Annotated in this window: 23 protein-coding genes; 6 read left to right on the top strand and 17 right to left on the bottom strand. The window is 38.9% G+C overall.

Translation table 11 applies throughout. The features are described from left to right. Window positions 1-495: 495 nt before the first annotated feature. From FHS59_RS10850 to FHS59_RS10810, 9 genes are all read right to left on the bottom strand, one after another. Window positions 496-924: a molybdenum cofactor biosynthesis protein MoaE gene (locus tag FHS59_RS10850; RefSeq protein ID WP_184495163.1), complete on the bottom strand. Its 429-nt coding sequence runs from the start codon at window positions 922-924 to the stop codon at window positions 496-498. Beyond that, window positions 905-1,936: a HesA/MoeB/ThiF family protein gene (locus tag FHS59_RS10845; protein WP_184495162.1), complete on the bottom strand. Its 1,032-nt coding sequence runs from the start codon at window positions 1,934-1,936 to the stop codon at window positions 905-907. The genes FHS59_RS10850 and FHS59_RS10845 overlap by 20 nt, the downstream gene beginning before the upstream one ends. A gap of 1 nt (window position 1,937) precedes the next feature. Next, on the bottom strand, window positions 1,938-2,174 hold the full coding sequence (locus FHS59_RS10840) for a MoaD/ThiS family protein (RefSeq protein ID WP_184495161.1): 237 nt from the start codon (window positions 2,172-2,174) through the stop codon (window positions 1,938-1,940). A gap of 104 nt (window positions 2,175-2,278) precedes the next feature. Further along, window positions 2,279-2,881 carry a molybdenum cofactor guanylyltransferase gene (locus FHS59_RS10835; protein WP_184495160.1) on the bottom strand — a complete coding sequence of 201 codons (603 nt, stop codon included), beginning with the start codon at window positions 2,879-2,881 and terminating at the stop codon, window positions 2,279-2,281. Next, window positions 2,878-4,050 (bottom strand): molybdopterin molybdotransferase MoeA, encoded by a 1,173-nt coding sequence (locus FHS59_RS10830; protein ID WP_184495159.1) that lies wholly within the window; start codon window positions 4,048-4,050, stop codon window positions 2,878-2,880. The genes FHS59_RS10835 and FHS59_RS10830 overlap by 4 nt, the downstream gene beginning before the upstream one ends. A gap of 194 nt (window positions 4,051-4,244) precedes the next feature. Next, a complete protein-coding gene (locus FHS59_RS10825) occupies window positions 4,245-5,048 on the bottom strand; it encodes a TPM domain-containing protein (protein ID WP_184495158.1) in 804 nt (267 codons plus the stop codon). Further along, window positions 5,026-5,463 (bottom strand): TPM domain-containing protein, encoded by a 438-nt coding sequence (locus FHS59_RS10820; RefSeq protein WP_184495157.1) that lies wholly within the window; start codon window positions 5,461-5,463, stop codon window positions 5,026-5,028. Before FHS59_RS10820 ends, FHS59_RS10825 begins: the two co-directional genes overlap by 23 nt. A gap of 9 nt (window positions 5,464-5,472) precedes the next feature. Beyond that, window positions 5,473-6,063, bottom strand: coding sequence for a LemA family protein (locus FHS59_RS10815; RefSeq protein WP_184495156.1), 591 nt, complete (start codon window positions 6,061-6,063; stop codon window positions 5,473-5,475). Between the two features lie 121 nt (window positions 6,064-6,184). Next, window positions 6,185-7,357: a pepsin/retropepsin-like aspartic protease family protein gene (locus FHS59_RS10810; RefSeq protein ID WP_246388404.1), complete on the bottom strand. Its 1,173-nt coding sequence runs from the start codon at window positions 7,355-7,357 to the stop codon at window positions 6,185-6,187. 289 nt (window positions 7,358-7,646) lie between these two features. On the opposite strand from FHS59_RS10810, the gene FHS59_RS10805 reads away from it, so the two are divergent. Further along, window positions 7,647-8,120 (top strand): Fur family transcriptional regulator, encoded by a 474-nt coding sequence (locus tag FHS59_RS10805; RefSeq protein WP_184495154.1) that lies wholly within the window; start codon window positions 7,647-7,649, stop codon window positions 8,118-8,120. On the opposite strand, the gene FHS59_RS10800 is transcribed toward FHS59_RS10805, so the two are convergent. Both FHS59_RS10800 and FHS59_RS10795 read right to left on the bottom strand, forming a co-directional pair. Next, window positions 8,117-8,560 (bottom strand): SRPBCC family protein, encoded by a 444-nt coding sequence (locus FHS59_RS10800; protein WP_184495153.1) that lies wholly within the window; start codon window positions 8,558-8,560, stop codon window positions 8,117-8,119. The two genes, FHS59_RS10805 and FHS59_RS10800, sit on opposite strands and share 4 nt — an antisense overlap. A 7-nt stretch (window positions 8,561-8,567) precedes the next feature. Beyond that, window positions 8,568-9,182, bottom strand: coding sequence for a cytochrome c oxidase subunit 3 (locus FHS59_RS10795; protein WP_184495152.1), 615 nt, complete (start codon window positions 9,180-9,182; stop codon window positions 8,568-8,570). Between the two features lie 124 nt (window positions 9,183-9,306). Between FHS59_RS10795 and mfd the strand changes: the two genes are divergently transcribed. The 3 genes from mfd (at window position 9,307) to rluF (ending at window position 14,872) form a co-directional block, all read left to right on the top strand. After that, complete coding sequence (mfd, locus tag FHS59_RS10790; protein WP_184495151.1) at window positions 9,307-12,660, top strand: transcription-repair coupling factor; 3,354 nt, start codon at window positions 9,307-9,309, stop codon at window positions 12,658-12,660. 175 nt (window positions 12,661-12,835) lie between these two features. Further along, window positions 12,836-14,059, top strand: coding sequence for a gliding motility lipoprotein GldJ (gene gldJ / locus FHS59_RS10785; RefSeq protein WP_184495150.1), 1,224 nt, complete (start codon window positions 12,836-12,838; stop codon window positions 14,057-14,059). 81 nt (window positions 14,060-14,140) lie between these two features. Then, complete coding sequence (rluF, locus tag FHS59_RS10780) at window positions 14,141-14,872, top strand: 23S rRNA pseudouridine(2604) synthase RluF (protein WP_184495149.1); 732 nt, start codon at window positions 14,141-14,143, stop codon at window positions 14,870-14,872. A 2-nt stretch (window positions 14,873-14,874) separates the two neighbouring features. Here the strand turns inward: rluF and FHS59_RS10775 are convergent, their stop codons facing one another. Beyond that, entirely contained in the window at window positions 14,875-15,720 is an 846-nt protein-coding gene (locus tag FHS59_RS10775; protein WP_184495148.1) for a glycoside hydrolase family 16 protein, read from the bottom strand. 186 nt (window positions 15,721-15,906) lie between these two features. Here FHS59_RS10775 and FHS59_RS10770 point away from each other — a divergent pair, with 186 nt between their 5' ends. Continuing rightward, window positions 15,907-16,350 (top strand): DoxX family protein, encoded by a 444-nt coding sequence (locus FHS59_RS10770; protein ID WP_184495147.1) that lies wholly within the window; start codon window positions 15,907-15,909, stop codon window positions 16,348-16,350. Between the two features lie 4 nt (window positions 16,351-16,354). On the opposite strand, the gene FHS59_RS10765 is transcribed toward FHS59_RS10770, so the two are convergent. The 5 genes from FHS59_RS10765 to FHS59_RS10745 form a co-directional block, all read right to left on the bottom strand. Beyond that, complete coding sequence (locus FHS59_RS10765) at window positions 16,355-16,852, bottom strand: hypothetical protein (RefSeq protein ID WP_184495146.1); 498 nt, start codon at window positions 16,850-16,852, stop codon at window positions 16,355-16,357. 85 nt (window positions 16,853-16,937) lie between these two features. Further along, the gene (locus tag FHS59_RS10760) at window positions 16,938-17,636 is read right to left on the bottom strand and encodes an outer membrane beta-barrel protein (RefSeq protein WP_184495145.1); all 699 of its coding nucleotides are present in this window, start codon (window positions 17,634-17,636) and stop codon (window positions 16,938-16,940) included. Further along, window positions 17,633-18,709: a hypothetical protein gene (locus FHS59_RS10755; RefSeq protein WP_246388402.1), complete on the bottom strand. Its 1,077-nt coding sequence runs from the start codon at window positions 18,707-18,709 to the stop codon at window positions 17,633-17,635. Before FHS59_RS10755 ends, FHS59_RS10760 begins: the two co-directional genes overlap by 4 nt. Window positions 18,710-18,758: 49 nt before the next feature. Then, window positions 18,759-19,547 (bottom strand): hypothetical protein, encoded by a 789-nt coding sequence (locus FHS59_RS10750; RefSeq protein WP_184495144.1) that lies wholly within the window; start codon window positions 19,545-19,547, stop codon window positions 18,759-18,761. A 179-nt stretch (window positions 19,548-19,726) separates the two neighbouring features. Further along, entirely contained in the window at window positions 19,727-20,290 is a 564-nt protein-coding gene (locus tag FHS59_RS10745) for a type 1 glutamine amidotransferase domain-containing protein (RefSeq protein ID WP_221444488.1), read from the bottom strand. Window positions 20,291-20,867: 577 nt separating this feature from the next. On the opposite strand from FHS59_RS10745, the gene FHS59_RS10740 reads away from it, so the two are divergent. Then, entirely contained in the window at window positions 20,868-21,629 is a 762-nt protein-coding gene (locus FHS59_RS10740) for a DUF2490 domain-containing protein (RefSeq protein ID WP_246388400.1), read from the top strand. The last annotated feature ends 117 nt before the right edge of the window (window positions 21,630-21,746 follow it).

Raw genomic sequence — 21,746 nt, 5'->3', positions numbered from 1 at the left:
TTCCCTTTTCAGACTTCTGACTTTAGCTTTCTGACTTTTCACACTGCCTACTGCGACTGCGCACTGAAAACTTTTCAAACTTCTGAATTCAGCCTTCTGAATTTATGTCCTTCCTTCAGACTATTTTTTTTACACTTTGAAAGTAAAGGCTTCGACTCCGCTCAGCCTGACATTCATTCCGTTTCCTATTTTCAGTTTCTAACCTCTTATTTCCTTTTCAGACTTCTAAATTTAGCTTTCTGACTTCCCCAACTGCCAACTGCGACTGCCTACTGAAAACTTTTTAAACTTCTGATTTCAGCTTTCTGAATTTATGTTCTTCCTAATGACTACTTTTTTTTCACTGTGAAAGAAATGGCTTCGACTCCGCTCAGCCTGACATTCATTCCGTTACCTATTTTCTTTTCCCTTTTCAGACTTCTGACTTTAGCTTTCTGACTTTTCACACTGCCTACTGCGACTGCCAACTGAAAACTTTTTAAACTTCTGATTTCCTCAACTATTAACCTTCCACTGTGACTCCTCGTTCTCAAATATCTCCTTCCCAAAAATCGGAACTTCCGTTTTCACCTGATTCACTAGCCATTCGGTGGCCTCATATACTTGTTTTCTGCGAGGTGCAGAGACAAAAACGAAGATGCAAATTCCTCCAACTTTCACATTTCCTAAACTGTGATAGATATGTATGCAGGTCAGATCAAACTTCTCAAAAGCAGCTTCCCGGATCTCATGAAGTTTTTCATTGGCCATTTCCTCATAGCTGGTAAACTCTATCGATTCTACCTTTTTACCATCGACTTCATCCCCTCTCACCTGACCCAAAAAGATATTATGGGCACCAATACTGTGTTTGCCTTGATGCTTGGCGATAGAATCTGCTATGAACTCTGGGGAAATTGCTCCCTCAAGAAATACTTTTTTCATTTTGTGTTAATTGTAATATGTCCTTTGCTCCTCCACGTATCAACTTCAAATTCTGAAATCCTTTTTTGGAAAGCAACTCAGCGGCCTTTCTACTTCGAATGCCGGATTGGCAAAAGATCAAATATTCCTTGTCAACCTCCAATTTACCAGATTCCTTTTCCAAAACAGAAAGTGGCACCTGAATCAGCTGAGGGAATTTCACCTCCGGCATTTCACCCAATTCCCGAACATCCAATAAAATGCTTTCAGCTATATCTAAACTTTCCAGCTGAACCATCTCAAAGGAAATAGAAAGATCAGGCTTTTTCTGCTCTGGAGCCTTACCAAATTCAAACACTTGCTGGGAATTGCTCAGCAAATCATAAATCAGCAACTTGCCAGAAAGCACTTCTCCGATTTCGAGAAGAATTTTCATGGCTTCATTCGCTTGAAGCATGCCAATCATACCAACAGTGGTTCCCAATACTCCTGCTTCGGCACAATTGGGAACTGATTGATTTTCCTGCGGAAAGATATCCCGATACCTCGGACCATTTTTATAATTGAAAACTGAAACCTGCCCTTGAAATTGATGAATTGATCCGTAAACAAAGGATTTTCCACATGCCAGACAAGTGTCGTCGATCACATATCGGATAAATAAATTATCAGTGGCATCGATGATCAAATCATATTCAGGAAAGATTTGAGGGGCATTTTTTACAGTCAGATATTCCTCATAAACAGTGACTTCTACCTCTGGGTTATTCTTGGCAATAGCTGATGCTGCTTCTTTCGCTTTAAAAAAACCAAGTTGATCGGTAGAGTAAAGCACCTGCCGGTGAAGATTGGATTCTTCGATTTTGTCACCATCAATAATTCCGATTTTTCCGATTCCTGCTGCTGCGAGGTAGGGCAAAACAGCACATCCTAATCCGCCGGCACCTACAACCAAAACACTGCTATATCTCAGTTTTTGTTGTCCGGAATCTCCCACTTGGGGCAAAGTTATTTGGCGGATATATCGACTCATCTCAACCTCCGGAAAATGGTGGCAAAAACGCTATTTCGTCTCCGTCAGATAGCACATGATCCGAAAGATTGGAAACAATCTTTTTATTTACTGCCACCTGAAAATTATAATCTCCAAGCTGATGCCTAGAGGTCAAATCCGAAAGAATTTGAGACAAGGTTTTATTCTCTTCAGCAACATTTTCAGAATTGCAATTCGCTGCTTCTGCGATCAAACCGAAATACTTTACCTGAATCATAGGATTAATTTAAATCAACACAATTTACAAAAAGGAAATATATGGACCTTTTTAAATCTTTATCCTCTTGGCATCCAACTCGAAAAACCTAGGCTTTGTTCCTTTCAGCTACCCGAATAGAAAGCTTCTTGATTTAGTTTCTTCAGCTCTTTGTCAGAATTAATATTCTGAAGGCTTTGGTCATCTGGACTGCTTATCAAAATTTTATGAGGAGAAAGACTCTCCACCAATGCACAAAGTTTTAAATGATTCTGCTTGATCGCTATTTTAAAATCCTCTTCAACCGATTTTCTATAGCAAGCGATCAAAGGATAATCATGCATTCCGTCTGTCAACATTGATACCTCTTTTTTGGAAGACTGTGCCGATTGGATAAGATGGGAAATCAACTTTGTCGAAATTTTAGGAATATCGCAGCTTAAGATCAGGTTTAAATAAATCTTAGAATCGGCTAATGCTGTATAAATTCCTCCCACAGGACCTTTGTCCTCCACTAAATCTCCGATCAATGGAAATCCAAATTGAGCATATGCTTCGTTTTGAGTTACCAATTTAATCTGGTTTGTCAAAGGTAAAACTGCTTCAAGAATCCATTGGAGAAAGGCTTTTCCTTGGTACTCGACCAGTCCTTTTTCAGCATTCATCCTAGTGCTTTTCCCCCCACAAAGAATATAAACAGCTATTCTCTCAGTTATTTGGTCTTTCATAATTTGAAGGGAATAAAACTTACTTCATCACCATCCTGGATTTCTTTTACATCCTCCGGAACAAACAAAAAAGCATTGCTCTGAGTGAATGAAACCAACATGCTTGAAACTTGTTTTGGGAAAACTTCAAGTTCGCCTGCTTTCTCTTTTACTTGGAGAAAAAGAGCTTTTTCAAATTGATTCACATAAGTACCCTTCATTTTCCCTTTCTTGAGATTGATATCAATTTTGGCAGTTCCGTTCATTTTGCGGATCGCAGCCACCGCATAAATTAAAAAGCAGGTAAGGGAAGAAGCTGGATTTCCTGGCAAAGCAAATACTTGGGTTTTCCCTTTTTTACCATACCAAAGCGGTTTACCGGGCTTTTGATTGACTTTGTAAAATTTCTCTTCAACCTGGTTTTTCTCTAATGCTTCCTTGACATAATCGTAATCTCCAACAGATATCCCTCCGGAAATCAATACCAAATCTGCCTTCAGTGCTTCTTTAATAGATTCATAAGTAGCATCAGGATTGTCTAGTACATGTACTGAAGACTGCAAATCGACTAGTTCATTTTCCAGCGCAGCTTCCAGCATCCCTCGATTACTTTCATAGATCGATCCTGGTTTCAATTCAGTTCCCGGTTCTTGAAGTTCATTGCCTGTGACAATCAAAGCAACTTTTGATTTTCGTACTACTGGTACTTCTGCAATCCCCATCCCTGCCAAAAAACCTACAATCGCAGCATTGATTTTTGTGCCCTTTTTTAGAACCAGCTCACCTTTTTTAATTTGCTCACCAACAGCGCGTACATTGGTTCCTTTTGCAGGCTTCTTAAGAATTCTGATCCCTCCTTCTAGCTTTTCAACATGCTCCTGAATCACGACAGTATCTACCTGATCGGGAACCCTCGCTCCTGTAAAAATCCGGATCGTTTCATTAGCTTGGATCGGCAATTCCACAAAATCCCCAGCCTTACTTTCACCTTTCAAGCTTAATTCATTTGGGTCACCAAATCGAAATGCATATCCATCCATCGCGGATTGACGAAAAGGAGGCAAATTCATCGGTGCAAACACATCTTCTGCCAAAACTGATCCATTGATTTGGTCCAAAGGCAATACAACTGAATCCAGTATTGTCGTGTGCTGATCTATGATGGAAAGTGCTTGGAATACAGAAATCATAGTTATTAATGTCAGAATACTAAGTATACATAGTCCTAAGTAGAAATGCACGTTTGGGCCACAGAGTTTTGTAGGAATCCACTAAAACTTCCCAAAGAATTGTCCTTTTAAGAAATTAAACTCAAAAAAAGCCTGAAACCAATTTCGATTTCAGGCCATTCAGATTTCTGAATTTTAATTTCTGACTTTTTATCTCACCAGCTTCCTCCGGCACCGCCTCCACCAAAGGATCCTCCTCCGAAGCCACCAAAGCCTCCGCCGCCACCACCGAAGCCGCCTCCGCCGCCAAAGCCACCACCTCTACGACCACCTCCACCAAGCATATTTGCAAGCATAATGGTAGTCCAAAGATCCACTCCACCGCCTCGACCACCCATGTGGTTATCATTGTCGTTTTTGTTTCTGATCAAAGGAAGAATAACGAAGAAGAAAATGAATATCAGCAGCAGAAAAATAGCGCCTCCACCTTTACCCTGAGATTCTACATCTTCGGCTTTGTATTCGCCAGAAGCCAATTTGATAATCATGTCAGTTGCCTGATCCAATCCTTGATAATAAGCCTCCATTTTAAAATTTGGAACAATCAATTGCTCAACAATTCGCTTTGCCAAGGCATCGGGAACTGCTCCTTCTAAACCATATCCAGTTGCAATGAAAACCTTCCGATCATCCATGGCTGCCAAAATCAAAATCCCATTGTCATTTTTAGACCCTCCGATTCCCCAGGCATCTCCTAGCTTAAATGCATAATCAGAAATGTCATATTGACCCACTGAGCGCATCATCACAATAGAAATCTGGGTTGAGGTGCTGTCGTTATAGGCCACTAGTTTATTCTCCAATTGTTGCTTTTCCGAATTGGAAAGTGTGTTGGTGAAATCATTTACCAACCTCGGAGGATTAGGAACAGGAGGAAAATCCTGTGCAAACACAGTTCCTGCAACTAAGAGTAAAATGAAAACTAGTGATCGGATCTTAGGATCCAAAAGAAATTTCATCTGGAAGTTCGTTTATGTCTGAATCGCCCTGATATGGGAAATGGGCACCAAGTTGGTTTCCGGCAGATTTAATGCCTTCGATCAGACCTTCAGTAAATTTACCAGCCTTAAATTGGATGGTCATTTGTTCTTTTATTTGCTCCCAGAAATTCTCCGGAACTACTTTATTGATGCCGGCATCTCCAAGGATTGCAAACTTTTTATCTTCTACAGCCAGATAAAACAAAACACCGTTTCGGTCCTTTGTCTGATACATTTTCAGCTTATCAAATACATCCACTGCACGATCTAACACATCGCCTTTACAGCGACTTTCGATATGTACCTGAATTTCTCCGGAAGTAGCAACTTCTGCGGACTTGATAGCATCAACAATTGCTTTCTTGTCCGCAGAAGAAAATAACTTTTCTGCCATGATGGTTATTTAAAATTGTACGGAAGGGGCATTCTCAGCACCGGCAGATGCTTCAAAATAGCCTTTGGCCTCAAAGCCATACCATCCCGCAAAGATATTGTTCGGGAAGGTTCTCAGATTTGCATTATAAGCCTGAACAGACTCGTTAAAGTTCCTTCTGGCCACAGCTATTCTATTTTCGGTCCCTTCCAATTGTGCCTGAAGCTCCAAGAAATTTTGGTTTGCCTTTAAATCAGGATAACGCTCCACAGTAACCAATAATCGGCTTAAGGCACCGGAAAGTTGATCTTGAGCCTGCTGGAATTCTGCCAGTTTTTCTGGACTTAAATTACTTGCATCGACATTTACAGAGGTAGCCTTCGCTCTTGCTTCGATAACACCTGTCAATGTTTCCTGCTCAAATTCTGCATACCCTTTAACAGTATTAACCAAGTTTGGAATCAGGTCTGCTCTTCTTTGATATTGAGTTTGCACCTCTGCCCATTGACCATTGATTTGCTCCTCGGTCTGAACAAATTGATTATAAGTTCCTACTGCCTTGGTATACATGTAAATACCCAAAACGGCTAAAATCAAAATAGGAATCAATAGCTTTTTCATAGTCTGTTTTTTGGTTTATAAATCGGAAATAATCACGAAAATCCCGGAAAGAGGTTCGAAAATTAATTCTCCAATAAGATCAAAAGTATCCATTTTTTATTCCAATGCAGAGGATCCAAGATTAAATCTGCTTTTTGAGTATTATTCGAAAAACGAGGTCTTCGTATTTTTCCAAATCCAATCCCTCATACCTCCGGATTTCCAATTCTATTTCTTTTCCTTCTTCAGATCTAAATAATTTTATGATATCAGAAAGTTCCCAAATAAAAATCGGAATCTTATTGATAGAAAGAATTTCATCGAATTCAATTATTCCAACTTCAGAGGCCGGAGAATTTACCCTGACTTGACCTACATAAATCCGGTTTTCGTCATTAGGCACTTTTTTCACAGAGAGACCACTCATGTCGTATTCAAATGGCGCATAATACTTATCCCCACGTTGAATCAACATCCTATTTCTGGGATAATCAAAAATCAGCTTCATCCTGCCCAGCACCTCAGAACCAAGGCTTCCCTGGCGACCTGATTCCTCTATGACAAAACTAAATGGCGTTTCCTCTGGGTAAGAGGTGAGTACGTTTTGCAAATGATATCCTGAAATATTCAAATCTTTGACACGACCTACAAACCCAAAAAGTTCTCCTCCGAGACTTTGTCCCAGCTCTGTTTCTATGAATAGTTCTGGAAGTGTGATCTGGTCAGAGGTTTCTTTATTCAATAATAGCCCATGATTTGCGCCAGTATCGACCAGCAATTTAGCATCTAACACAGGTCCAGCTTGTTGCTTGACTCTTGCTGTGATATAAGGCTTATGGTTTTCGATGGAGATCGGTATTTTTTTGTAGAATAATGGTTTCCATTTCAGGGCTTCCGTTTCATAAAAACTGATTATCCCTTTGTCATAATCGATTTTTACAGGATTATTTTTGAAAAATTCATAGCCAATAATTCCATAAACCGGAACCCCGATAACCGTTTCCAATTCCAAAAAGTCCTTTTCTAAAACCAGTAAATTCTGGAAAAGCCCTTCTACTGGGCCTAAGTCCATATGGTTTGTAGCGGAAACAAAAGCCACCAAACTTGCAGCTCCATCAGCCCCGACTAAATTTAGTTGTCGGGAATAGGTCAAACCCATGGCGTCACCTAGATTTTTACTAAAGAGAATATTTGCCCGGACCCCTGTATCCACTAAGAAGTTTACCGGATAATTATCATTGATAGAAACAGTGACGATAATGAGATTATTGGAAGCATAAAATGGTAATTCTACTTTATGCTGCTCCTCTTTCATAAAAAACCCAGGAATCTGTGCATGTCCTCGGACCGACAGCAGAAAATAAAAAAATGTAAGAATTACAATTCTCAGAGTCATTTGGGTAAGAAAACAGGGTGACAGAATTAAGTTAGCCTTTTTTGAAAAATATACATACACTATTTTTCAAAATCCATTTCTACTTCTTGTTTTACGCAAAAGCTATTGCTTTGTTAAATTAGACTTAAACCAAATAAGGGTCGAATTTGGTGCCTTCCTTGCCAAAATTTGAAGAATAATCCATCTTTATTTTTTAGCAACCCAAATTATGGCTGACAAAGCACTCATAGAAAAAGCAAAAAAGATTTTTGAAAACTTCCTAGCTAAACAAGGAAGCAGAAAAACCACTGAAAGGTTTTCGGTAATTGATGAATTATATTCCTTGCCCGAAGATGAGCACATGGATGTAGAAGGGCTTTTTTTAAGTATGAGGAATAAAGGGTATACCATTAGTCGAGCCACTATTTATAACACGCTGGATCTTTTGGTCGAAAGTGGACTGGCTGTTAAACATCAGTTTAAAGATAAAGTTGCCCTTTATGAACAGGCACTGACTTACAAACACCACGATCATCATGTCTGTATTCAATGTCGAAAAATCCGTGAGTTTTCTGACCCGAAAATCAATCAGATCAAAGAAGCGATGGGCAAGGAATTTCAATCCTCGATCAAAAGCCATTCTCTTGTTCTATATGGAGATTGTCTGATCGAAAATTGTGAAAACAAACCTACTCTTCACTAATTCCCCCTTTTGAAAATCTTCTTGTAAATAGGAATTCTATATCCAAACTGAAGTAGCATTGCTGGATATAAAAGCAGCGTCAGGAGAAAAAATGGTGCCTGAAAGCTGATTTCATCTTGAATAATACTTCCATTACCTTTTTTGATCACTCGATGATTATGGGTCCATGATTTTAGAAAAAATGGCAATTCTATTCCTTTATCAATAAAATAGAACTCCTTATTATCAGTTTGATCTTCAATAATTTCACTGACCCAATTTTGTCGGAAAAGCAAAAAATTCAACTCCAAAGCCACCAAATCTCCTTTTTGAGAGCCATCAAATCGAATCAGTTTTACGGGTGGAAATGGCGGACTCAATTTTTTAAAAAGTGATTCATTAAACCCCTCTTTTACACTGAGGTAATCCTGCTCAACCTTGGTTTTGATTTTTATCTTCATTCTTTCTTTAAAAACTCAATACAAACAGAAAAAACAAAACCAACCAGATCGCATCCATAAAATGCCAATAAATGGTAAACAGGCGAATCCTCATCTTCTCATAAGGATTGGTCAAAAGAACCAGATTTTTGATTTGATCACGCTGATATTTTTTCAGCTGAATCCACATAATCAGGGCAAAAATCATTGCTCCAATCAAGTGGAAAATATGAATTCCAGAAAGGACATAAAGAAAACTTCCACTTGGAATACCGGTGAAATTGATTCCCATATCACTGAGCTCCTTCCAGCCCACAAACTGAAAAACAGTAAATGCAACTCCTAGAATCAGGGTGTTTCTAAGTGAAACCTGAAGCTTTTCAGTATTTTCCTCAACATAAAAGACTCGCATTTTTGTAGCCGTATATCCACTAAGGATGATCAGAAAGGTAGAAATCAAAAATGCGATTGGAATTTGGTGGTTCAGACCAGCAAGTTGATTTAACCCGGAAAAAAGAAAAGCAACCACTAAAAAAAGAAAGATCAGACCACTTCCCAGCATGCCTAGGTATAAAATGGTTTCATATGGATGCAGATTTTCCAGCCTTTGAAACCAGGTTTGATCTTCTTTTGTTCTGCCCATGTTTAGCTAAACATTTTAAAAGCCTGTAGGTTCAGAATTTTCTAAATCAATTCAATTTAGCTTTAAAGACAATAGAATGCCCTAAATTTGGGCTTCCGAAACTTTCGCCACAAACATTATTATTTTGGATCGCCAGTCATTTCTATCAATATATCAGTCAGACCCTATTTTTCAGACGCTTTCTCATGAATTAAATCAGAAGGAAAAATTCAAGATTCAACTAAAAGGTCTTGCCGGCAGTCTGGATATGGTGCTTTTTTCCAACTATTTCCAGCAGCACGGAGGATTTCATCTGATCGTGGCGATTGATAAAGAAGAAGCCGCCTATCTCAACTCGGATCTTCAAAACTTGCTTCAAATCGAGGATCACATGATTTTCCCTTCGAGTTTCAAAAGGGCTTATCAATATGAAGAAGTGGACAACGCCAATGTCCTGATGCGATCGGAAATTCTAAATCAGGTTTTGGAATCCAATTCCCAATCAAAAGTTATTATCACTTATCCCGAAGCTCTTTACGAGCGGGTAATTAACAAACGATCCTTGCTGGAAAACACATTTTCGGCAAAAGTTGGTGAATCAGTGGATATGGAATTTGTCGCTGAGATATTGACCAGCTATGATTTCGAAAAGACTGATTTCGTTTACGAACCTGGGCAATATGCCATCCGGGGAGGTATTTTGGATGTTTTCTCCTTTTCCAATGAGCATCCATATCGTTTAGAACTCTTCGGAAAAGAGATAGAAAGTATCCGGACTTTTGACCCGGAATCTCAGCTTTCTATCGCAAGTGTGGATCAGATTTCATTGATTCCAAATGTTCAAACCAAGCTCTTACAGGAAGTCAGACAATCGTTTTTGAGCTTTTTGCCTGAGCATGCAAAGGTATGGCACAAGGATTTTCAGCTGACGAAAGATGTGATGGATGAGTGCTTTCACAAAGCCGAGCAGGCTTTTGAAGTGATCGCAAAACAAACTCAGACAGACAAGTTGATGCTCAAGCCATCCGATCTTTTTGACAAAGGAAAGGACTTTTCAGCCTTGGTTGAGGCACATTCCCAAATCGAGTTTGGAAAGCAATTTTACCTCAAAGGCGCAAAAGAGATCAAATGGGAAAGTCACCCGCAGCCTTCATTTAATAAGAATTTTGACTTGTTGGTCAGCAATTTTGCAGAAAATGAAAAGAAGGGCTTTACCAATATACTAACTGCTGAAAACGAAAAGCAGATCGAACGTTTGCTTGGCATATTCAGGGAACTTGATCCGACTTTGCAAGTGCAAAGTATGCTTCTGGGGCTTAGAGAAGGATTTGAAGACCGAATTCTAAAATTGGTTTGCTATACAGACCATCAACTATTTGAAAGATTTCACCGGTATAAAACCAGAAACAAAGCAAGTAAATCCAAGGCGCTTACGATCAAAGAATTAAAAGCCCTTCATCCTGGAGACTACATTGTCCACGTTGATTATGGAGTTGGAAGATTCGCAGGACTGGAAAAAGTAGATGTGAATGGCAAACTTCAGGAGGCCGTTCGACTGGTCTTTCGGGATGATGATTTGCTGTATGTAAACATTCACTCACTTCACAAAATCTCTAAATATTCTGGCCAAGAGGGAACCATGCCTTCTATGTCCAAACTTGGCTCACCTGAGTGGGACAATAAGAAAAGTAAAGTCAAAAGGCAGGTTAAGGACATCGCTAAGGATTTGATCGCGCTTTATGCAAAAAGAAGATCCGCTCCGGGATTTGCTTTTAACAGGGATTCTGTCCTACAGGTGGAATTGGAATCTTCTTTCATTTACGAAGACACTCCAGATCAGGCCATGGCCACTTCTGATGTCAAAGCCGATATGGAAAAATCATATCCAATGGATCGACTGGTTTGTGGAGATGTTGGATTTGGAAAGACCGAAGTAGCAATACGGGCGGCATTCAAAGCCGTGAATGATCGAAAACAAGTGGCTGTTTTGGTACCTACGACCATTTTGGCCATGCAGCACTACCAGACATTTAGCGAGCGATTGGAAAACTTGCCGGTAAAAGTTGAATACATCAACAGATTCCGAACTGCCAAAGAGATCAAAGAAATTATTGCTCAGGTGAAAACCGGTGAGATTGACATTTTGGTAGGAACGCATAAAATTGTCAACAAAGACATCGTTTTCCGTGACCTCGGTCTTTTGATTATTGATGAGGAGCAAAAGTTTGGAGTGAAAGTGAAAGACCAGCTTAAGAATCTTCGAGTGAATGTCGATGTCTTGACATTGACTGCCACTCCAATCCCTCGAACGCTACATTTCTCATTGATGGGTGCAAGAGACCTTTCAGTCATCGCAACACCGCCCCCAAACAGGCAGCCTGTGACGACAGAGGTAGCTACTTTCCAAGAAGCAACCATTCGAGATGCTGTAGCTTATGAGTTAAGAAGAGGTGGACAGGTATTCTTTGTCCATAACAGAGTGGGAGAAATTGATAGCATCGCCAATTTGATCATGAAATTGGTGCCAGATGCCAGAGTTATTGGAGCCCATGGGCAAATGGATGGGAAGAAGTTGGAAAAAATTATGGTGGACTTTATTCATCATGAATACGATGTTTTGGTCTCCACCAATATCATCGAGTCAGGACTGGATATTCCAAATGCCAACACAATTATCATCAATAGAGCGCATATGTTTGGTTTGAGCGATCTGCATCAGATGCGAGGTCGTGTGGGCCGAAGTAATAAAAAAGCATTTTGCTATCTATTGACTCAGCCTATGTCGGGATTGACTCCAGAAGCTAGAAAACGTCTCCAAACATTGGAGGAATTCTCTGATCTTGGAGATGGTTTTAAAGTTGCCATGAAAGATTTGGACATTCGTGGAGCAGGAAATTTATTGGGAGCGGAGCAAAGCGGATTCATCACCGATTTAGGATTCGAGATGTATCACAAAATTTTGGATGAAGCAGTCCAAGAGCTCAAGGAAAATGAATTTGCTGCTTTATTCGAAGTGGATCTCAAAGAAAAAGTAAAAGTTTTAGTTCAGGATTGTACCATCGAAACTGATTTGGAACTTCTAATTCCAGAGGAATATGTGTCTAATATTTCCGAAAGATTGGGACTTTATTCTAAACTCGATGCCATCAAAAATGAGGAAGAGCTTGCTAAGTTTTCCAGCATGTTGCTTGACCGATTTGGTCCATTGCCAAATTCTGTGGAGGATTTGATGGAAACGGTAAGATTGAGATGGATGGCTGAACGTCTGGGGATTGAGAAACTAAGTCTAAAAGGAAATCAGATGAAATGTTATTTGTTGCCTTCTTCCAGAGATGATTTTTATTCCTCAGAAATTTTCGGCAAAATCATGAAATTTGTTCAGCTTCATGCGAAGCGTAGCAAAATAAAAGAACACAAAAACCGTTTGATACTTACAGTATCTGAAATACCTAATATTAACAAGGCCCAGATCGCATTGAAAGAAATGTCAAACGCCTGAAATATTAAACTTTAACTGGCATAAATATTGCAGTTTTCCATACCAATTTTGTAGAATACTTTGAAATTTGCATAATAAGCACCTTTTCATAAACTTGCGTTCTATAAATTTGATTGGAAGTAGTGTCTATTGCTTCTATATTTACAAATTGATCAAGACCAAAATAGATATAAATATGCGTCTGAGTAACAAATCATGGGGAATGTGGACAGCGGCATTGGCAATTGTCGCAGGTTCAATTTTAACCTCTTGTAACAAAACTCCAGGTTACGGTAGAAGAACTGCCAATAACCCAGGCAAAAAAAGTGCGACGACAGGAGCCGAGTTCAGTTTCGATGAAAACGACTCCACGAACTTTTTTGTGGCTAAGAATGCCGAGCAAATACCTGGGCCAAACTTGAAATTTATTCAAGGTGGTAGAGCAGTTTTAGGTTCTCAGGAAGAGGATGTAATGGCCTTCCGTGATAATCAGGAAAGAACTGTTACGATTTCAAATTTCTACATGGATGAAACAGAAATCACTAACAATGATTATCGTGAATTTCTTTTCGCAATGAAGAAAAATGTCAGCGCAGATTCATTGTTGAAATTGGAGCCTTCCGAAAATGTATGGTCTGGTGCTATGTCTTTCAACGATCTTTACCAGTCTTACTACTTTAGATTCCCTGGATTTAACTTCTATCCAGTAGCAGGTGTTTCTTGGGTTCAAGCAAATGTCTATTCTAAGTGGAGAACTGAATACGTTCAGGAAATCATTAGAAAGGAAAGAGAGATTGACTCTACTTTTACTAAGAATCAATTGATCGAGCGAGGTGTTGCTATGGCTGATTTCCGTTTACCAAACGAAGGTGAGTGGGAATATGCAGCAAAAGCAATGATCGGAACTCAATACTTAGACGAAAATCAAGAATACGGGAGAATTTATCCTTGGGATGGTCGTGGTGTTAGAAATCCATACAACGTAAAGAGAAAAGGAAAACAAGGTGATTTCTTGGCCAACTTTAAAAGAGGTCGTGGTGACTACGCGGGTATCGCGGGTAACCAAAGAAATGACGGTGAAATCCTTCCTACCAACGTGTATGACATGGCTCCAAATGATTTTGGCTTGTATCACATGGCTGGAAACATGAATGAGTGGGTTTATGATATCTATCGCCCACTTTCTTATCAGGATTTTGATGACTTAAACCCATTAAGAAAAGATGGAGTATATGACGAAGTTGATAATTATGAGACTTCCATGCTAAGCGATGAGTTTAGAGTTTATAAAGGTGGATCTTGGAAAGATGTTGCTTATTGGCTAGCCCCAGGTACACGTAGATTTATGCACCAAGACTCTGCAACCAATTCTATCGGTTTCAGATGTGCAATGATTTCAATTGGAGAAAAAGGAAAGTAATCCATTATAATATTTAAAGAGCCCCGAGAGAAAAATTTCCTCGGGGCTTTTTTATTTTCATAGAATCCGGAATTTTGCATCATGGAAGAGAAACAGGGAATCCGTATCAATAAATATCTAAGCGAGGTAGGATTTTGCTCGAGGAGAGAAGCAGATAAATTATTGGAGGCTGGAAGAATCACTCTTAATGGCAAAATACCAGAGGTTGGCACCAAAGTAATGCCTGCAGATATCGTCCGTGTAGATGGAAAGCCTGTTGGAAAGCCCATTCAAAACCATGTTTACATCGCTTTCAATAAGCCTGTTGGAATTGTTTCGACTACTGATACAAAGGGGGAAAAAGACAATATGATTGATTATATCGGTCATCCGCAAAGGATTTTTCCGATTGGTCGATTAGACAAAGACAGCGAAGGTCTCATCTTCCTTACCAGCGAAGGGGACATTGTGAATAAAATTCTCCGCTCTAAAAACAATCACGAAAAAGAGTATATCGTAACAGTGGATAAACCTATTCACGATCGGTTTATTCAACGAATGTCAGGTGGAATTCCCATACTCGATACGGTCACAGATCCTTGCAAAGTGGAAAAAATTTCACGCTTTAAATTCCGGATTATACTTACCCAAGGGCTAAACCGACAAATCAGAAGAATGTGTGAATATTTAGGATACGAAGTGAAGCAGCTTAAAAGAATCCGGATTATGAATGTTCACTTGGATATTCCAGTAGGAAAGTGGAGAGATCTGACTGAAAAGGAACTTAAAGAGCTGAATTACTTGGTTTCTGACAGTTCCAAAACCTTTGAATAAACCTACTTCTTCTGATAAACTTTTACATAATCCACCACATACTCCCTTGGAAAATCAGTAGGAGACAAATCACCTCCATTGGATCCCAAAGCAAGATTTAGCAGTATATAATGTGGCTGATGAAACGGGTTAAATCCATCTGGATTAATAGTTTCCTTCAGATTTACCTCATTTAAAAGTTCACCATCAAGATAAAGCCGGATATAGTCTTCGGTCCAATCCATTTTCCAGATGTGAAATTTCTCTGCCCATTCAGGGTCTTTCTTTAAAAAATTTGCAAATGGGATTTTAGCTTCATCCCAATTTGCTCTTTTGCTGGCATCTGCCCAAGCAGCATTGGCCAGAATCGTTGGCTCACCTTTGACCTGATAAAACTCCATCACATCAATTTCGCCATTTGCCGGCCAAGGCTTTGAAATACCCAAAGTCCAAATCGCTGGCCACATACCAGAGGCCGTGTCAATCTTTGCTTTGACTTCCAAAATCCCATATTGAAACTCAAATTTGCCTCTGGTATTGATGCTGGAAGAGGTGTATTCTGCAAACTCTCTGGATTTTTTCCAGTTTTCACTTCCAGGCTCATATGCTGGATTCGCCACTTTTTCTCTTCTGCCTTCTATAAAAAGCATTCCGCCTTTCTGACCAGCATTGGCTTCCTGATACCATTGCATTTCATTATTTCTTACAAATCCCTTTTCAAAATTCCAGTTTTCATCACTTACCGCACCTTCCTTTTCGAACTCCTCCTGCCAAACCAATTGATATCCTCTTGGTAACTGCTGGGCAACTGAAAAATTGAAAACAGAGAGTAGAAAGGCGCTCGAAATAAATCTTAAAATTGAGGTCATAGGAATAAGGTTATTTATCCAAATTAACAGTTTTATAATTGTTGAAGACTAATTTTTCCAATTTCTAAACTTGAATATTCTGTTTAGTGATTTGGAGTCCAAAGAAAAACAAGAATATAATCAGCTGAATTTCAAATCATTAATTTACTTTTTTCGTAAAAAACACTGTACCTAACCCAAAATGCCATGAACACAGTCACCAAAATTGAACACTGGGCAGATGCCCATCATCCACAATGGATCGACTTCCTAAGAATTATTTTAGGTCTATTTATTCTCTATAAGGGGATTCTCTTTATTTCAGACACAGATGCCCTTTTGGCAATAATGAACAATGCCGATTTGCAGTTTGTGAATTTAGGATTGGCTCACTTTGTAGCTTTTGCTCACTTAGTGGGAGGGCTTTTGATCGCCATGGGGCTAGTGACGAGAATCGCCGTTTCCTTTCAGATTCCCATCTTATTAGGAGCAGTGCTTTTTGTCAATAGCCAACAAGGTTTTCTTTCCGTCTCCAACAACCTTGAATTTGGAATTTCTTTGGTTGTCCTGATTCTATTAATCGTATTTCTTGTTTATGGATCAGGAAAATTCTCGGTTGATCACTGGATGAAAAAGCATCCAAATGAATAAAGACTTAATTATCTACCCGTCGATAGGTTAAAGCACTTAAACAATTTGATGAAGGTGTGTCATTGCAAGGATAGAGGAGTTCAAAAGATCTGTTATTCGGTGAAAAAGTAAGCTTCCCGGTTTGCTTTGGAGAGGCGTTGACTGATGTTTCCTTTAATTTATCTTTTGGGACATAAAAAAGGTATGCATCTAATGCCAATTCATATTGCTTGGAAACCACTTCTTTATATTCCTCACCCCGGAGCTCATAACTTCCGGTTGAATGACTATAATATCCCAAAATGGTCGGAGATTCACTTTCTCTCACTAGTATATTTTTCTCCATGGTTCCTGAGGGGTCAAAAATGTACTGGTAGATAAAAAAGAAATTTTGGTCGGAATTGTAGAAAGCATATTCCCAAGTTCCCTCTAATGGAGTTAATGGCAACATTTCTTCCTTGTCTTTACAGGATATAAAGCATAGGGCCAATAAACAAAGAATAAATGCAGTTCTAGTTTTCATATCAGATTTCTTTGAAGAAATAGTGAAAAGGAAATTTTTGACAATACGGACATTAAAAGCCAAAAGCTACATGAAAATCAGCTAATTAAAGCCCAGCTTTTCCTCTTCCAATAGGAAGGTTTGCGTAAATGGCTATCTGACTATGGTTTTGTTTTCCCTCATAATTTTTCATCACATCTGAAAATCCACCATGATATCGAAGTCCGAAGGCATTGACCTTATCTTTTCCTATATACATTCCTATACCTGAAACAAATCCAAAGTCAAAACGCTTAACCTGCTCTCGGATATCCTTTTCTAATGTCAAATCTCCTTGAGTAAGGTCAGAAGTAAAGATGTCCTGAGCCTTTAATCGAAATGAAACTTGAGGTCCTAATTCAACAAAATAGGTTCCCTGGAAGGCATAACGCATGGAAGCAGGAATACTAAAATAATTAATCTTCCGAGTCAATTCAGAATCAGCATAAAAAGAATTAAGGCTGGAATCTTCTAAGTCGTAGGCAGCTATTCCGCCTGCTCCACGTCGATACTTAGCCATCAGGTCAATATTCATATGCCAATTCTCATCAAACTTATGGGAGTAAAAGAGCCCCAAATTAAATGATTTCAATGGATCTTGGGCACCAGACATAGACATGTTATTCAAACTGTAATCCAAATGAATTCCAAAGAGATTGTTCTCATTATTCAATTTGTCCCCAAAGATCAAGCTCATGATTACCTGAGCTCGAAGGGAAGTTTGAAGACCAAAAAGTAGAATAATTAATATGGCTTTAAACTTCATAGTGATGCTTTTTTAAAACCCGGAAATCTCCAGTTAAGATTAAGTAAAAATTGACTTCTTTTGCCAAAAACCCCCAATTCTGACCGAAGCATCCAGTGCTTATTAAATTGGTATTGGGCACCGAAAATTAAATTAAAGGGGGCTGCTACTTCTTTTTCTAGCTTGTAATTAATCATACTAGAAGATGTATCAATACCATTTGCTGCATCTTCCAGTTTACCAATAATTTGCTTCGCGATAACCTTTTGTGCCGGAGGCAATCCATCTGCCCAGTCATTCAATGTACCAATGAAATTTCCTCCACCAAAACCAGGGAAAATTTCTGCAACAGATATACTTCCTTGGGTATCATTTTGTATTACCTGATAAAACACTCCTGCCCAAATAGACAATGTTTTTTCGGGGTCATTATAATCTGAGATAGCATGACCGATGCGGAGGCTACTGTTGAAAGCTGGGACAGGTTCCACGACTACTTCTACATCAGCAAAGTTGTAGTTATTATCCCAAGCCACCCATATAGGACCAAAAGCTCCAGTGAGAGTAGCTCCTAAACCATAACTATCCACAGAAAACCGTTGACTCGTTTCAAAACCTACAGGACTTAAAAGTGTGACATCCGTTTGGGTAGTACCTCCACCAAAAATCCCATACACATTTAAAAAAGGCAAAACCCAAAGATCAGGTCTTACAGTATAGGCATTGGTTGTGGCAATTGTAGGACCAAATTTTATGAAATTACTTAGGTCAACCATTTCACTTCCATTAAAACCAATGGAAGTACTATTGATGTTAATTTCCTGCTTTTGGGTAAAATAAATTCCGCTTACACCCCAAGCATAAGGCAAGTCATATCCTCTTTTAGCCGCCCCTTTTCCAAGGATTGGAAAGGTATATGGATAATCCATATTTCTAAGGCTATCGAAATAGGCATCATGAACTGAATTGAAAACTTTTTGCGCTCCTTGAGCATAAAGCTGAGTTGGGCAAATTAAAACTATTGTGAGGATTACAATAAAATATGCCTTTCTGCCAAACGTAAATCTTTCACCTAAAAGTTGTTGTATTCTCACTTCAATAAATTTTATGTTCGAGAGTAGAAAAACTCAACTAATTCTTTTTCTATTTTGGAAACAGGAAAATAACAACCGCTCTCCATCCCCAATCTGCTTTCCCTCCATCAGGCGCGGCAAGGTTTAACCTTGGGCCTACGACAAATTGAGTTTTTTGCTTTCCTAAAGAGGTTACGGCAGAAATGGTTGGGTTTAGCCAAACTGTCGAAGTAGAGGCTTTCCAATTCTGGGTCCATTCCATATTTGCTCCTAATCCTGCTCCGGATTTCCAATTATAAACCACAAAAGGCTGCACAAACATCTGGCTGACATCAGGTCTATCTGCACTTCCTGCCACAGACCAGATTTGATTGATTAAACCTCCAATTGTCCAACCATTGGTTTGTTTCAAAGCAACTGCAGTTGGCCCCATACCAAATTTCTTTGTCGTTAGAAAATCATTTGTTCCTACGGGAAGTAAAAGAGCTGGACCAACCCCCCAAGTAAGTTTTTCTGAATTAGTAGGAGAGAAGAAAGCAGACATGACTGCATCTCCCAAACCAGCCTGCTTTTCGCCTGGAGCGGTGATATTATATTGAGTGATTACCGGGACAACAATCCTAGTGATCATGTTGATATTCTTGTTGATTGAAATCGGAACAACCGGCTGAATATTCATGGTATTTCTAGTTCCTTGCCAAGATCCTATTCCGTAATCCGTGTTGTTTTGGAATGGAACTGAAATTAGCGACGAAATCGGGTTAGCAAGTTTTTTAGCCAACTCTGCTGCATCATCCTGGGCATATGAAATACTTACTCCAAGGGAAAATATGAGTGCGGAGAGTAGAATTTTTTTCATGGTCATCAAATAAGTAGTTGTTTATAGAAATCAAAAAATTGAAAATCTGGTAATTAAATTTAAAGAATTAAAGTTTATTCACTTCAAGTATTCCTAAAGAAAGAAAAAAATAGGATATGGGAATCCCAAAAAATTTATAAAAAAATCCCGATTAAATAATTTAATCGGGATTTCAACTATCAAGCAGTTTGTCTGGCATGTTTTCCTTCCCGGAATTCTTCTACCATCTTTTTATTGAAGGCAGGCAAATCTTTCGGACTTCGCGAGGTGACTAATCCACTGTCTACCACGACCTCTTCATCTACCCATTTGGCACCAGAATTTTCCAGATCTTTCCGAATTGATTCAAAGGAAGTCAAGGTGCGGCCATTTGTTACTTCTGCTTCAATCAGCATTTGCGGACCATGACAAATAGCAGCTACTGGCTTATGTTCTTGGAAAAAACTCTTCACAAAATCCACGGAAGCCAGATCTCTTCTCAAGAGATCGGGATTAATTACACCGCCTGGAAGCACTAAAGAATCAAAATCAGTGGCGCTCACTTGATCTACACGAGCATCTACTTTTATAGCATCACTCCAATTTCCATTCTTCCAACCTTTGATTTCATCATTCTCAGGTGATATAATAAAAACCTCAGCGCCTTCTTTTTCAAGGGCTCGTTTTGGCTCAATCAATTCCGATTCTTCAAATCCGTTTGTCGCAAGTATCGCGACTCTTACATCTTTTAGTAAACTCATCATACTAGTGGTTAAGTTGGTAAATACTTTCTTTGCAAAAAGTAGCTTCGGTTTGGAAGCTATTAAAAGTTTACCAAGACTGTTCCACAAAATAAATCCTGCTCAACTCCCGTTTAGGGGGGATTGTTGTTTTTTATGATTTGGACTATTTCCACGAAATGAGAAATCTATTCAAGTATTTGGGAAGAATTAATGATGGCCTTTTTAGGAATTTCTACTTATAGATTTTAGATGTGAGAGTTGGGAATTGTAAAGTCGAGACCTTAGGATGTGTTTATCGTGATAAGAATGTTTCACTTTTTATGAAATCGGACTTCAAGTATTAGGATTTTGATTTATCGATTACAAATCACGAATAGCAATGAATGATGAAAAGAAAATAGGTATCATTTAACATTTATAAAATATTCATAGCAATTGTCAAAAAGATTAAAATATTCTACCATATAGATTAAATTCAGTAGCTATTTAAATCGGGCTCCACTACCACCTCACACTTATGGAAATTTTTAATAAAAACTTTTTTGAGGAAAGAATCAAAATTTCAATTTTTTTCGGTCTTGTGCTCATTTTATCCTTTTTGAACCCATTCAAATTATCTGCACAATCTGAACCCCAATACAAATTAGGGTTTATTCCTGCCTCGATTTCAGAAATAGATGTGGCTTTCCCAATGATCGAAAAATGGAAAATTTCAGGCCAAGTAGATGTACAATTAGTTTCCCAAGGTGCTTATACCAATTCAAATCCTTATGCTTATGTCCAACGCTTTGTAGTAAGGCCGTGGCTGGTCTACTCAGGTTTTAAGCATATGAAGTTTTATGTTGGCTACGCACGAAACAAGAAATATGAGATTAAGGAGGCCGGAAATCCGGAAATACTAGAAAGGCGACTGATCCTGATGGGGACTTATATGCAAAAAATGGTAAAGGGAAGTCTTTTTGAGCAGGTAAGATTCGAGACGAAATTCTTTGATGATAAAAACGGTATTAAGCGGACGATCCCTCGATTAAGAGGTCGGTTTGGAGTCAATCATTACCTGAAACAAAAGGAAAATCCAATTTTCACTTCTCAGAACATCTCTTATTACACGGAGATCATGTTCAAGTTTCCTTCAAAGGATTATGCTGAAAACCGCTTTGATATTCTCCGACAATCAGTTTATTACTCTGCTGGGCTTACAAAAAACTTAACGGTACTTACTGGCATAATTGCTCAGATGCAACTACGCAGTAACGGATCTCAATTTGACGTGTATTACGGACCAACGGTAGCCTTGAAGTGGAATTTCCAACCCAAAATCAGAGAGACCTTTGATATGGTAAGTAATGATGTGGATTAAAATATTGTCGGTAAAAATGCCAGAAACCTTATTGGTATTCATTGCTATTTGACCGATGTAACCCTAGCAGTACTGCAGGCTGAGACTGAAAACTTCTATCCTGAGTATATGTTATTG

Origin of the sequence: Algoriphagus iocasae, from assembly GCF_014206875.1 — a bacterium.
Classification (GTDB): domain Bacteria; phylum Bacteroidota; class Bacteroidia; order Cytophagales; family Cyclobacteriaceae; genus Algoriphagus; species Algoriphagus iocasae.
This window is presented reverse-complemented; position numbering and strand designations above follow the sequence as displayed.